9 protein-coding genes and 1 pseudogene are annotated in these 13,361 nt (G+C 57.4%); 8 read left to right on the top strand and 2 right to left on the bottom strand.

The features are described from left to right. Positions 1-72: 72 nt before the first annotated feature. Positions 73-1,243, bottom strand: a pseudogene (locus ACE3TJ_RS07155) (IS3 family transposase). Between the two features lie 107 nt (positions 1,244-1,350). Here ACE3TJ_RS07155 and ACE3TJ_RS07150 point away from each other — a divergent pair. Then, on the top strand, positions 1,351-1,716 hold the full coding sequence (locus tag ACE3TJ_RS07150) for a hypothetical protein (RefSeq protein ID WP_374595275.1): 366 nt from the start codon (positions 1,351-1,353) through the stop codon (positions 1,714-1,716). A gap of 1,206 nt (positions 1,717-2,922) precedes the next feature. Here ACE3TJ_RS07150 and ACE3TJ_RS07145 read toward each other — a convergent pair. Further along, positions 2,923-5,022, bottom strand: coding sequence for a TonB-dependent siderophore receptor (locus ACE3TJ_RS07145; RefSeq protein ID WP_374595273.1), 2,100 nt, complete (start codon positions 5,020-5,022; stop codon positions 2,923-2,925). Positions 5,023-5,252: 230 nt separating this feature from the next. Between ACE3TJ_RS07145 and ACE3TJ_RS07140 the strand changes: the two genes are divergently transcribed. The 7 genes from ACE3TJ_RS07140 (at position 5,253) to ACE3TJ_RS07110 (ending at position 13,349) form a co-directional block, all read left to right on the top strand. Then, on the top strand, positions 5,253-6,185 hold the full coding sequence (locus ACE3TJ_RS07140) for a GntR family transcriptional regulator (protein WP_374595271.1): 933 nt from the start codon (positions 5,253-5,255) through the stop codon (positions 6,183-6,185). Between the two features lie 89 nt (positions 6,186-6,274). Further along, on the top strand, positions 6,275-7,150 hold the full coding sequence (locus tag ACE3TJ_RS07135; RefSeq protein WP_374595269.1) for a hypothetical protein: 876 nt from the start codon (positions 6,275-6,277) through the stop codon (positions 7,148-7,150). Next, a complete protein-coding gene (locus tag ACE3TJ_RS07130; RefSeq protein ID WP_374595267.1) occupies positions 7,147-8,229 on the top strand; it encodes a C45 family autoproteolytic acyltransferase/hydolase in 1,083 nt (360 codons plus the stop codon). The genes ACE3TJ_RS07135 and ACE3TJ_RS07130 overlap by 4 nt, the downstream gene beginning before the upstream one ends. After that, positions 8,226-9,824: an ABC transporter substrate-binding protein gene (locus ACE3TJ_RS07125; RefSeq protein WP_374595265.1), complete on the top strand. Its 1,599-nt coding sequence runs from the start codon at positions 8,226-8,228 to the stop codon at positions 9,822-9,824. The genes ACE3TJ_RS07130 and ACE3TJ_RS07125 overlap by 4 nt, the downstream gene beginning before the upstream one ends. 3 nt (positions 9,825-9,827) lie before the next feature. Next, on the top strand, positions 9,828-10,766 hold the full coding sequence (locus ACE3TJ_RS07120; protein WP_374595263.1) for an ABC transporter permease: 939 nt from the start codon (positions 9,828-9,830) through the stop codon (positions 10,764-10,766). 1 nt (position 10,767) lies between these two features. Next, a complete protein-coding gene (locus ACE3TJ_RS07115; protein ID WP_374595261.1) occupies positions 10,768-11,601 on the top strand; it encodes an ABC transporter permease in 834 nt (277 codons plus the stop codon). After that, the gene (locus ACE3TJ_RS07110; protein WP_374595258.1) at positions 11,598-13,349 is read left to right on the top strand and encodes a dipeptide ABC transporter ATP-binding protein; all 1,752 of its coding nucleotides are present in this window, start codon (positions 11,598-11,600) and stop codon (positions 13,347-13,349) included. Before ACE3TJ_RS07115 ends, ACE3TJ_RS07110 begins: the two co-directional genes overlap by 4 nt. The last annotated feature ends 12 nt before the right edge of the window (positions 13,350-13,361 follow it).

Raw genomic sequence — 13,361 nt, 5'->3', positions numbered from 1 at the left:
AAATTGGTCCAATTCTGGAGAGAGCCCTGTGGGGCATGTGGACTGCCCGCGATGATTGGTCCGATTGCATAGTTAGCTGATCCGGATTTCTGATGGCAGCCTGGGCGGGAGGCGAAGCGGAGCGGAGCCGAGCGGCCAGGCTGCCATCTTGATCGTTTCCGGGGCTGGTGGGCGATAGCCGAGACTGCTGTGAGGGCGCAGCCGGTTGTAATGGTCGCGCCACCAGCCGGTGACGCAGCGGACCTCCTCCAGACTGTAGAAGATCTCGCCGTTGAGCAGTTCATCGCGAAGGCGGGCATTGAAGCTCTCTATGTAACCATTCTCCCAAGGGCTCCCCGGCTCGATGTAAAGCGTGGTGACGCCGAGCCGGCCCAACCATTCGCGCACCGCATGGGCGACGAACTCGGGACCATTATCGGACCGGATATGCTGGGGCGGCCCATGCTCGATGAACAGATGGCAAGCACGTCGATGACGCCGTTCGACTGGAACCGCCGCAGCGGCACCATCGCCAGACATTCGCGGCTGAACTCGTCGATGATGTTCAGCATCCGGAACTTGCGTCCGTTGCGCGTCTGATCCTCAACAAAGTCGTAAGACCAGACATGTCCGCGATGCTGTGGCCGCAACCTTATACACGACCCATCGCCCAACCAGAGCCGACGTCGTTTCGGTTGCCTCTTCGGCACTTTAAGGCCCTCCCGCCGCCAGATGCGTTCCACCACTGACAAGCTGACCTGCCAGCCCGCACGGCCGAGCAAGGCATGGATGCGGCGATAGCCGTACCGGCCATAATCCCTGGCCAGCGCAATGATGTCGGCCGTTAGATGCTGCTCGTCGGCATCCCCCTTGGGACGATGTCGCTGCGTTGAACGATGCTGAACCAGAACACGGCAGGTCTGCCGCTCCGATACCGGAAGAACCCGGCAGACCTACTTGATCGCCTCACGGCGACGGGAGGGACTCAAAAAGTCAGCTTCGACGCCTCTTGCAGGATCGCCTTGTCCAGTGCGAGGTCCGCAACCAGCTTCTTCAGCTGCGCATTCTCCCGCTCCAGATCTTTCATCCGGCGGACCTGGTCGACCTTCAGGCCACCATATTCCTTACGCCACCTATACAGCGTCTGTTCGGCAATCCCGATCTGCCGACAAGCCTCGACGGCGGTCCCGCCTCGTCCGACAATCACATCCACTTCACGCAGCTTCGCGATGATCTGCTCCGGTGTAAATCGCTGACGTCCCATACATTTCTCCAATTCTCATGCCCCACAGGGCTCTCTCCAGAATTGGACCAATTTTCTTAAGGCAGACCAGAGTGTGCAGCATCCAGGCACCTGAGGATCACGATGCGGTGATCAAGATCACGGCTCCGGTTACCCGCGTGCGTCGTGGGAACGAGCTCAAGCTCGTTGTTCCGGGCCAAGGTACGATGCCATCGCGAGCACCTGATGCCCAGCTGGTCGAACTCGTCGCTGAAGCGTTCGCCTTGAGGGAGACGATGCTGGTTAGGGGAAAACCGGTGAGCGTGATCGCTACAGAAGCTGGCAAATGCCGCAAGCGCATGATGCGGTTGTCGCCGCTCGCGTGGCTCGCGCCCGACATCGTTGAGGCGATCGTCCAAGGTTCCCAGCCTGCAACGCTTACGCATCAGAAGCTGCTCAGCACGGTGCTTCCCATCCAGTGGCAAGAGCAGCGTGTGGTGCTGGGGTTTGCATAACGCTTGAACCACAGCTTCAAAGTTGATGAAGAGCGCCTTCGTGCGCTGTTCTTCTAGCAACGCCGCCCCATCAACCTACCATCGCGTATCCCGCAAATGGGGTCTGAAACATCGCTGACAGAGACGCCGGGGATACTTAGGCGCAGCCGGCCTGAAAGCAGAGACGCTCTCGCCCCAGGGCAGAATGGCCGCATACCCAAAGCCCGCAGAACTGCGCAAGTCCCAGCGTTTCAGCAACGACAAGTGATTGAATATAAAGGATTTTAAAATGGATGGTGCGCTTAGGTGACTCGAACACCTGATGCATAGATTTGAAAATAAAAGATATTTTGAGGGGGTGGCATCAGATTGCCCCCAATCTTGCCCCCAAAGTATTTATAACCATTTTAAAAAAAAGCACATATTTTGGTCAAAAATTGGCACCGAACATAGATCAGTACGCTTTCAAATCTCCGTAACCCGCCTCGCGAAGGCGAGTGTCCATATAGCTATGGGCGCTGACCTTCCTCAGTGTCGCCGCGCTGCGCCGCGACAGGTCGCCAAACGCGTGGGACATATTAAGACTCATGTTATTGCCGCATTTGGTGGCGGACTTGAGCTTCGTCAGACGGCCAACCGCATCATAGCAGCTGTACGTCACAACCCCGCCTGGGAGCGTCAGCGAGGCACACTCGAGGTTTACGTTTACATAGGCATACCACAGCATTCGGCCATACGCCGTGCGCGAGAGCAGGCAACCCGCCTTGTCTCACGTGTAGCAAATCTCCGGCGCCCATAGCGACGTCGCGGTAAGGCGAACGCCGGAAGGATTTCAAAGCAGGTCAAAGTCATAGGCGACTTCCACTGCGCTGGGCGTATCCTTCACGGTAACCTGCCTGAGCGCAATTACGATGGCTGCGACGAGATCGCTTCCCGTACCGCCTTGTAGCGTTCCAACTGCAGCCGCACACGTTCTTGCGCGTTTCTGTACCTGTTCCGCCCCTGCGCGATGGATCACAGACATTCATAGTCACAACGACCTCTAGTTGCTTTGAGAATATCTGATTGCACCATCAGAGATCGACTCAAAGGAATGGTGATTTATGCCTTCCCAAGTCGCTTCTCAGCGAAAATCAACAACCAATTTACAACTTGAAGGCCGGCCCCGTGGGGAGCCGGCCTTCGCAGGCGGGGTTTGAACCGCTTCTGCTCTTTCTTGGTAGGAGGTTAGAAGCCGATCCGCGCCGTCAGTTTGAACTGCTGCGGTCTACCGATCCCGAGCAAGCCGTTGCTGGCGGTGCTCCAATATCGCTTGTTCGCGAGATTTTCTGCGTTGAGCTGAAGCGTCAAGCCGTTTGCGACGTCATCGAACGTATAGCGAACCGAGGCCTGCAAAAGCGTGAAATCATCGACGAAGGCATTATTGAAATTGTTCACTGCGCGATCACCTATATGCATGACGCCTCCGCCAATCGCGAGGTTCTCAATCGCTTGCGGGCGATACTCCACATAGAGATTTCCTGTCCACTTGGGCGTATTTTCCGGGCGCTTTCCGAGCAGTAGCGGGCTTACGGCAGATGTCGATTCTGCATCGAGATATTGCCCCGAGAGATAAACGGAGAGTTCACGGATCACTTCGCCGGTGAAAGAGGCTTCAATGCCCCGGTAGCGCGACCGTCCGGCGAGTTTGAAGAGATTATCGGCCGGATCGGTGAAAGCCGATGGGCGACTGATCTGAAAGCCGGCAAGTTGGAAGGTGACATTTCTGAACACCTCACCCTTCACTCCGGCCTCGTATTGTTTCGAGATCGCGGGCGGCAGAACATCGCCCGGATTGGCGCTGTTGATCGGCGCTGTACCGCCCTCTTCCAGGCCCTCGAGATAGGTAGCGTACAGGCTGAGCTTCTTCGTGGGCTTGACGATAATCCCGTATGATGGCGTCCACTTTTTCAGCGAAAAGCGCCTCGTAACGCCGGACGCCGATACCGCGTGACTCTTGTAGGTGCTGTACCGGACGCCGGCGAGCAGTTCGATCGGTCCAATGGCTGTACGGTTTACGACATAGGTGCCTTGGTCCCGGATATTGAGAGGAGAAAGCGTGAAGGCCGTCGGATTAGGAAGGACAACTTCGCGGGGATCAATATAGTTTTGAGCTACCGTGATCGCGGAGCTGTTGCGGCCGTTCTGAAAACGCCAATTGCTGCTCGCGCCCGCGACGATGTTGTGCGTAATCGCACCGGTGGCGAAGGTACCGGCTAATTCGACGCGCGCATTCCGGTTCCGGAACCGCTGATCCCGCGTACGGAAGATGCGCAATGTCGAAGATCCCGAGGGTGTCGCGTAATTCTCGAGTTGGGAGAAATCGCGATTCCTAACCGTCAGGGCTTGGCCTCCCTCTATTGTCAGGGCCCATGCCGGCGAAATTTTCCAGTCAACGCGCCCCAATACATTTGTCGCCCAGGCGTCATAGCGAAGATTTTCTCCCCCATAATTCACGTCAGGATCGGGGATGGCCGCGGGGACGAACCCAGCCGCAGCCGACAAGAGTTGTAGAGCGGGGGGTTCGGTCACGTCCTTGGCTACGTGCTCGGCATCGAACCTGAAGTTCAGGGCATCAGTTACCTTCAAGTCGGCTGCCAACGAAGCGACGTATCGCGTGCCGCCGAAGCGCTTGACGCCATTCTCAACAATTCCAGCGCCCCCGTTGAAGCGAATCCCAAATCCGTCGTTGGGCCGTCGGCTGATATCGGCGGTAGCATTGACGCCTGCAGCATCGTTTGCAGTCATGCTAAAGTTGGTCACGTCGCGGTCGGGCCGCTTGGTCACGAGGTTGACGATACCTGAGGGAGGCGCAAATCCGTAATAGAGCGCTCCCACGCCTTTCAGAACCTCGACCCGATCTTTGTTTTCCAGCGGTAGATCGACGAGGTTGACTACGGGCATAGAGCCATTCAGGCGATAGCTCGTACTGTTGTGGATGAGGATCCCGCGGATCGCAATATTGTCGTAAGTCGTACCGCTCAATTGCGACCGGGTAACGCCGGCGGTGTTGCGGAGTGCGTCGAAAATCCCCGCAACGGCTTGTGCCTTCAGGAGCTCTTGCGGAACAACGTTGACGGTGAGCGGTACATCAATGATCCGCGCGTTACGGAACGTTCCTACTTGGACGAAGTCAGCGCCATAGCTGTCCGGCCTGTCAGCCGTAACGACAATCTCCTCAAGTTCTGGCCTCTGATCCTGCTCGGTCGCGGCTTTGCCTGTCTGCGCAGACGCACTTACAGGTATGGCAACACCAGCGGCCAACGCGATCCTCAATCCCAACTTCATTTCTACCCCTCCCTTTATGGCGCACATGGTTTGCACGCAGCTTTGCTGAACAAGACAAATTTGGTCTTAGATACCGAAACAGGGCCTAATTAGCGCTGGTCGGCATAGGAAATTCTTGGCATAACTGGGATATAGATTGATCATGAGTGGTATCAATGAATGGTTTAATACCAAACTACAGTGAGGTTGTAAAGAGGCCGTATGTCAAGCCGCAACAATGGGAACTGCTTATGTCGAACGCGAATCAACTCGCCCTGCATCTCAGCGGGAAAATTGTGGAATATTGTGTAGCCAAAGGCCTCCCGGCAGGGACGAAGTTAACGGAGAGGCGCTTAGGCGATGAATTCGGGGTTTCACGCTCGCCGATACGCGGTGCGTTGGCGGAGCTTCAGAAGCGAAAAATCGTGACTCGTGACGGTGCGGGCTACGTCCTGGCGTTGGGAGGGAGCAGTCTAGCAAAAGTTGCACACGACGTTCCGCAGCCTGCGGCGAGTGCGCTGTATCTTCAGATATTGCGCGACCGCTTCTCCGGTAAGCTGCCCGATCACGTCAGCGAGACGGATTTGCTTCGCCAATATGGAGTGACCCGAAGCACCCTCCAAAAGTCTTTGCTCAAACTGAATCGGAATGGATATATCAGTCGGAGTGTTGCACGGGGTTGGACATTCGGCGAGACGCTCGGATCCGTCGCGTCCTATCAGGCCAGTTACGAGTTCCGTCTCGCGATAGAGCCGGCGGCTTTGCAATCGCCAAACTATCGAATCGATATGGCCGCGGTCCAGACCTTGTACGATCGTCACGTCAAGCTGCTCGGCAGGGGTTCGGAGGCGATCAACGGAATGGAATGGTCTGCCCTTGATGCTGAACTCCACGAAACGATCGTGGCCTTCTCGGGGAACGAGTTTTTCATCCGTTCCATGAAAGACCAGAATCAGCTGCGAGGTATCGTGGAAATCGAGTCCTTTTACGCAGATGAGCGAGTAAAGGCGTCTTTCGAGGAGCACATGTCCATCCTTGAGGCTTTGCTCCGTGGCGACTGTCAATGGGCGGCGACCCTGCTCGATCGCCACCTCCGACTTGCGGCCGAATCAACCCAAGTTTTCTTTGCCAAGGAGTCGGCCGTAGAAACCAATTTGGTATCAAAAGATAAAATAATGCCATAATGATCTGGACATATAAAAAAAATGGTTCTAAAGAGACAATCAGAGCCAGAGAATGAAGCGACACCATGATCGTGTCGAGGGGGGGGGGAGTGGGCAAGCAACCAACGAGTGCGGGCACCGAGGATGAGCTTGGCCACTACGAGTGCGAGGCCACCACCTATTTTGCGTGCCAGGCTGACCAGAGGTTCGGCTACTATCTTTACGTGCCCCGCAATTTCGCGTTCGACCGGGCTGCGCAATATGACCTCTGCGTGGTCGTTCACGGGACCGGGCGCACGCCAGCGGTTTATCGTGACCTCTTTGCTCCTTTTGCCGAGCGTAACAACAGCATCGTCGTCGCTCCGATGTTTCCGGCCGGGATCGATGAGCCGCGCGAACTGGCGGCGTACAAGTTTCTAGAACGTGGCGGCCTTCGCTACGACGAGTTGCTACTAGCGATGATCGATGAAATCGCGGCACGGTACCGGTTGCCGGAGAGAAGGTTTCTTGCCTTTGGCTTCTCCGGGGGCGCGCATTTTGTGCACCGTTTCGCCTATGTTCATCCAGAAAGGCTGCTCGGCTTGTCGATCGGCGCGCCTGGGATGGTGACGCTCCTCGATCCAGAAAGGGGATGGTGGCGGGGGATCCGCGATTTGAGGCAAAGATTCGGAAAGGATTTTGATCTCGACGCCCTCCGCAGAGTCCCGGTCCAGATGATCGTCGGCGAGAATGATACCGAGACATGGGAAATAACTATCCAGCCCGGTTCCCGCTTCTGGATGGAGGGTGCCAATGACGCAGGGCGCACACGTATCGATCGCCTAAGGTCCCTGAAGCAAAGTTTTGAGGAGCATGGCATCTCGGTTCGTCTCGATATCGTTGAGGGGATAGGGCACGAAGGCTACAAGGTCGTCGATACTGCGGCGGAATTCTTCGCCTCCGTGCTGGACGACGTTCGTGGTGGCGGACGAGAGGTCCAAGTATGACTCGTTCGTTTCCCCTGATAGAGGTAGAAGGGCCGCCCCTCGAACGCGGCCGCGCATATGGAAGACAGGCCGGCGATCGCATTGCGCGTGGTCTTCGTCTGTACGCCTCGTCGCTGACTTCTCCGCGGCTCAGCGAAATCGCTGCGCGCTACCTTGCCCGCCTTGCCGAGTTCGACCGGGGCTTGGCGGCAGAGGTTCGCGGAATTGCCGAGGGAGCGGAGCAGCCTGTTGAAGCAATCGTTGCGCTGAATGCGCGTACCGAGCTCACCGCTTGGGATGCCAAGGCAGTCCGCGAGGGCTGCACGGCAGCACTTGCGATGCCCCGACGCACGGCGGACGGCTCGCTTCTTCATGGGCAGAACTGGGATTGGCGGCCTGATTGCGCCGAGACGTCCATCGTTCTTCGTATCCTCGTCGACAACGGACCGGATATTCTTACATTCTGCGAAGCCGGACAACTGGCCCGGCATGGCATCAACAGTGTTGGTCTCGCCGTCACGGCAAATGGGCTTCAAACCGACCACGAGGGATCCGCCGATGGTCTACCCAGTCCATTCGCACGGCGTCGTATATTGATGTCGCAAACCTTGGCGGAAGCGTCCGACGTCATTTTGAATACGCCGCGATCCGCCTCGCACAATCTGATGCTTAGCCAGATCGACGGCAGCGGCCGCGCCGCCGCTATCAACTTTGAGACGACGCCAGAGCAGTTGTTCTGGAGTTTTCCGACGGATGGCTTGCTGACTCACGCGAATCATTTCAAGCATCCCGCCGCACTCCTCAGCGTGAAGGACATTGGCCTGTTGCGTCACCCTGAGTCCCTCTTGAGGGACTCACGTGCCTACGAGCGGCTTGATGCGGGTAGGGCGTCCATCACTGTCGATACCCTCAAGCAAGTGTTCGCCGACGATTTCGGCGAACCGCATTCGATATGTCGTCCTCCCGCCGTCCGTCCGGACGGGAGCCTGTCTGCGACCGTTGCAAGCCTCATTATGAACGCGGGATCCGGCGATATCTGGATTGCTCCTTCGCCATTCGACGGCGTGCCGTCCTACACACGTTACAAGGTGGCGGCATGAGAAGGCGTATTGCCATTGGCGGGGTGCTCGCCACGTTGGTGCTCCTCGTCAGCCTGTCAGTTTTCCAAACGTCTAGCCTTCCCCCGGTGCAGGCCGACGTACCTCTACGCGTCGCAATCAGCGCTGACATCCGAGGTACAAACCCGGGCGTTACGCGTGACGGCAATACGGATGCGGTTCTGCATCACGTGGTTGAAGGTCTCGTTGCCTACCGCCAGAATCTCGAAGTTGCACCTATGCTCGCCGAACATGTTGAGGTTTCGCCCGATTTTAGGACGTACAGTTTTCGGCTACGCGAAAAACTGCGGTTTCACAACGGAGCGCCGGTGACGTCGGCCGAAGTCAAGTGGAGCTGGGAGCGCATGCTGGATCCCGCGACCGGGATGCGGTGTCGGAGCTGGTACGACGGCTCGGCGAATACTGGGTTCGGCGCGAAGATCGTCAGGATCGAAACGCCCGACCGGCTAACCGCCGTGTTCACGCTCGACAAACCTAACAGTGTCTTTCTCGACCAGTTAGCGAGTCTCCAATGTATCACAGCCATCCTTCATCCTGCATCTGTGGACAAGAACGGAAACTGGATCGGACCAATTGGAACCGGCCCGTTCAGGATTCGTGAATGGCGACGCGGCGAATTTGTCGACCTCGAGCGCTTCGACGGCTATAATCCCCGGCAGGAACCAAGCGACGGCTACGCTGGAGCCAGAATAGCACTGGCACCGCGAGTACGCTTCGTCATCATTCCCGAGGCCGCGGTCGGTGTCTCTGCCGTGCGAGCTGGCGATATCGACATACTTCCCCGCACCCCGGCCTACGTCACAGCGCATCTGGATCTGAAACGCGACGGGATGCAAACCTCAGAAAGCGAGCAACTAGCCTGGCACACGCTGTTGATTCAAACACAAAATCCACTCTTTCGGGACGTCCGGATACGCCGCGCAATCGCAATGGCTCTTGATCCACGGCAAATCGCGAAAATCGCGACCCTTAGTGATATACCTGCCAACCCGTCGGCCATTCCACTGCTTAGTCCCTTTCATACGAAACATCAGGACAAGTGGTGGCCATATGACCCCTCGGAGGCGCGCAGGCTCTTGTCGCAGGCAGGTTACCGTGGTCAGCCGGTTTTAATCCAAACGAACCGAAAGACGCCCTTCGCGTTCGACAACGCGGTCGCAATCCAGGCGATGCTGATCTCGGTCGGGATAGATGCCCGCCTCGATGTTCTCGATTGGGCTACCCAGCTCTCCAACTATCAGGAGGGCAAATTTCAGCTTTCGGCGTTTTCATACTCGGCGCGAGCTCATCCCGTCCTGAGCTACGCCATGTTCTCGGGGTCGAAGGAAAAGCACGCCGCGGTCCAGTGGGACGATCAGGTAGCCCAGGCGCTGCTCGCTCGCTCGACGATAGTCGGTTCGTTGTCCGAGCAGCAGAGGATTTTTGACGCACTCCACAATCGGATGGTGACCACTGTACCGATTATAGGCCTCTACAACGAGCCTTCCAGCGATCTCTTGCGCGCGAACATCGTGGGTTATCGCAATTGGCCGATAGGTTACCCGCGCCTTTGGGGCGTTTCGCGAAAGGGAAGCTAATCGATGCGTTACGCGATCGTCAAACTCCTTTTGAGTATCCCCACGCTCATTCTTGTCGCCGGCATCATTTTTCTGCTGATGCGTGCGATACCGGGCGACCCGGCTCTGCTCCTAGTAGGCGATTCTGAAGACGCGGCTGCCCTCGAACAGGCGCGCAAGGAGCTCGGTCTTGACAAGCCGTATATTGTCCAGTTCGGGCTGTGGTTTTCGAACATTCTCAGCGGCGACCTTGGCGTTTCCATGATGACCGGAGAGCCGGTGCTATCGGCGATTGGTAGCCGCTTTATGGTTACGGCACAGGTGGTCCTCATTGCCGTCGGACTTGCGCTTCTTGTTGCTGTTCCCCTCGGCACGTACGCTGCCGCAAGGCAAAATCAGCGAGGCGATCTTGCTGTGGTCCTGCTGGCCAACCTCCTCATCTCGGTGCCGAGCTTCTGGATCGGATTGCTGCTCATCCTCATCTTCGGTGCGACACTCGGATGGCTTCCCACGGTCGGCTACGTTTCTATCGGTGAGAATCTGACGGAGGGCCTGCGATATCTCGTGCTTCCGGTGGTCGCACTTCTATGTATTGAGATCGCCACGCTCGTGCGCATGGTACGCGCAAGCACGCTCGATGTTCTTCGCCAAGACTATGTGATGAGCGCTAGGGCCAAGGGGCTCGACGAAAGCACGCTAATCCGCCGTCACGTCGTCAAGAACAGCTTTCTTCCGACCATGACCTTGCTGGGGTTGATACTTGGCAGCCTTCTGGGCGGCACGGCTGTCATCGAGACGGTATTCACGCTACCCGGGCTCGGAAGATTTCTCGTCGATGGCATCTATGCCCGCGATTATGCGGTCGTCCAGGGCGTGTTAATCGTTGTGGCTCTCATCCATGTGGCCGTGAATCTCGCGGTCGATCTCATCTATCCCTTCATTGATCCAAGGGTGAGATTCTGAAATGTCCAGAACTTCCTTTCTCGGTCTCCGGCATGCCAATGCCAGCGTCGGTACCGTTCTGTTTGGCCTCGCCCTCACTGCCGCGCTGATCGGGACTGTCGCCACTCCCTACGATCCAATCGCGCTTGATTTCGGTGCTCGCCTTTCTCCTCCGTCTGCAATGCATTGGTTGGGAACCGACCAGTTCGGGCGCGATGTGTTCAGCAGGCTCTTGTCGGCAGCTTCGGTCAGTCTGCTCGTCAGCTTCTTGGCGGTGTTGTTGGCGATGGTCATTGGCATCTCGATCGGTGCGCTGTCAGGTTATTTCGGAGGCTGGGTTGACCGGTTGGTCATGATGCTGGCCGACGCCTTGATGGCATTGCCGGGACTTCTCCTCGCTCTGGCGCTCGTCGCTGCCTTGGGCCAGAGCAAGTGGGGTGTTATTCTGGCACTGGGCCTCGCATATGCGCCTAGCGTGACTCGAGTCATGCGTGGCGTAGCACTCTCGTTAAGGGAAAAGGAGTTTGTCGAGGCCTCACGCGCGATGGGTAATGCCGAAATCTACACGATTGCGCGGCATGTCATTCCGAACAGCGCCGGTTCGCTGACTGTTCTAGCGACTGCCTTCTTTTCACTCGCCATTCTCGCAGAAAGCGCTCTCAGCTTCCTCGGACTCGGAGTTCCGCCGCCATATCCGAGCTGGGGAGGCATGCTCGCCGATGCGCGTTCCTACTTCACATTCGCTCCGTGGCTTGCGATCTTTCCCGGCCTTGCCATTTCGATGACGCTCCTTGGCATTAACTTGCTGGGCGACGCTTTGCGGGATCATTTCGATCCGCGAATGGCTCGGGCATGAGCAGCCTTCTCAAGGTCGCCGGCCTAAGCGTCGCTTTCGAAGGCGCGAAGAAGGTCGTGGATTCGGTATCGTTCGAAGTGGAGCGCGGTGAAATCGTCGCGTTGGTTGGGGAGTCCGGTTCGGGAAAAACTCTGGCAGCACGTTCGCTGATGGGGCTCCTGCCTTTCGGGGCAGAAATCGTCGGGGGTGAGGCATTGTTCAGCGGCGTGGACCTGCTGCGAGCATCCGAGACCGACAGACTTGCGATCCGGGGCGCTCGAATTGGGATGATTTTTCAAGAGCCGATGACGAGCCTCAACCCGTCGATGCGTATCGGGGATCAAATGGCCGAGGCGTTGAAGCATCATGCCGGGGTCTCGGAAACGGAGGCACGCACGCTCTGCATCGAGATGCTATCGCGTGTACGGATTGCAAATCCCAAGTGGGTACTTGACCGGTATCCCCATCAGTTTTCGGGCGGTATGCGCCAACGCATCATGATCGCGTCTGTCATGTTGTTAAAGCCGACGCTTGTTCTTGCGGATGAGCCTACAACAGCGCTCGATGTTTTAGTGCAAAAGGAAGTGCTCGACCTCATCGTCGAGCTGGCGCGCGAGGCCGGGTCCGGCGTATTATTAATTACACACGACCTCGGATTGGTCGCGCAGTATTCTCACCGCATATATGTCATGCGGCGTGGGCGCGTAGTCGAGGAGGGCGCAAGCGCATCTTTGCTGTCGGCCCCCAAGGAGGACTATACGCGAACCCTTCTGGGTGCCTTGCCGCGACGCGGCAAGAACAGGAATGTCGATAAGTCGGATAATATCCTCATGTCGGCTGACGATATTTCAGTGCGCTTCCCTGGCAAGCGGAGCTTGCCATGGCGCAAGACTGAGGACGTCCGGCCACTCAACGGCGTTTCCATGTGCATACGGCGGGGCGAGACGGTGGCCATCGTCGGCGAGTCCGGTAGCGGTAAGACTACGCTTGCGCGAGCCCTCCTGGGACTGGTTCCCATTACCAGCGGCACCGTGTATTTCGATGGTATCGAGATTTCCTCGCTGCGGCTCGAGGAATTACGCGACGCTCGTCGTCGCATCCGTATCGTATTCCAGGACCCCTTTTCCGCGTTGGATCCTCGCATGCGCATAGGTGCGATTGTGATGGAGGGGCTTCGCCATTCATACGATCTTTCTGCCCGAGAACGGGCTCAACGCGTATCGCGGACATTGGATGAGGTGGGGCTCGGCGAAGGTTTTGCGAGCCGGTTTCCTCACCAGTTGTCCGGTGGGCAGCGTCAGCGCGTGAACATTGCGCGTGCGCTTGTTGCCGATCCGGATCTCATTGTCGCGGACGAGCCTGTATCGGCGCTCGATGTTACTGTTCAGGCCGAGATATTGAATCTGCTCGCACGACTGCAATCCGACCGCGGGTTTGGGTGCATTTTCATTTCACATGCGCTCGGTGTAGTCGAACAGGTCGCGGATCGCGTCATGGTCCTCTACCGTGGCAATATTGTGGAAACCGGTAGTCGAGATGACATCTTCGATCGACCGCGTCATCCATATACTTGCGCACTGCTGCGCGCTGCTCCTCGGCTTAATGGCGACAGGGCTAACGGCTATCGCCTACATCCATTTCCAGCCAATCAGCCGCCGCCGCCGCCAGGCCATGACTATGCCCAACTTGAGGGTGCAGCCATGTCGATGGGGCGACTAGTCGAAGTTTCTCCCGGCCACAGCGTGGCCTGCACTTCAAACGGATTCTGAAAGGCATCGTCA

Source organism: Sphingosinicella sp., assembly GCF_041916975.1.
In the GTDB taxonomy this organism is placed as follows: domain Bacteria; phylum Pseudomonadota; class Alphaproteobacteria; order Sphingomonadales; family Sphingomonadaceae; genus Sphingosinicella.
This window is presented reverse-complemented; position numbering and strand designations above follow the sequence as displayed.

Excerpts from the sequence above, each read along its gene's own strand:
- ACE3TJ_RS07125 (WP_374595265.1), top strand. The coding sequence starts at position 8,226 with ATGAGAAGGCGTATTGCCATTGGCGGGGTGCTCGCCACGTTGGTGCTC.
- ACE3TJ_RS07120 (WP_374595263.1), top strand. The coding sequence starts at position 9,828 with ATGCGTTACGCGATCGTCAAACTCCTTTTGAGTATCCCCACGCTCATT.
- ACE3TJ_RS07115 (WP_374595261.1), top strand. The coding sequence starts at position 10,768 with ATGTCCAGAACTTCCTTTCTCGGTCTCCGGCATGCCAATGCCAGCGTC.
- ACE3TJ_RS07145 (WP_374595273.1), bottom strand. The coding sequence starts at position 5,022 with ATGAAGTTGGGATTGAGGATCGCGTTGGCCGCTGGTGTTGCCATACCT.
- ACE3TJ_RS07140 (WP_374595271.1), top strand. The coding sequence starts at position 5,253 with ATGTCGAACGCGAATCAACTCGCCCTGCATCTCAGCGGGAAAATTGTG.
- ACE3TJ_RS07130 (WP_374595267.1), top strand. The coding sequence starts at position 7,147 with ATGACTCGTTCGTTTCCCCTGATAGAGGTAGAAGGGCCGCCCCTCGAA.
- ACE3TJ_RS07110 (WP_374595258.1), top strand. The coding sequence starts at position 11,598 with ATGAGCAGCCTTCTCAAGGTCGCCGGCCTAAGCGTCGCTTTCGAAGGC.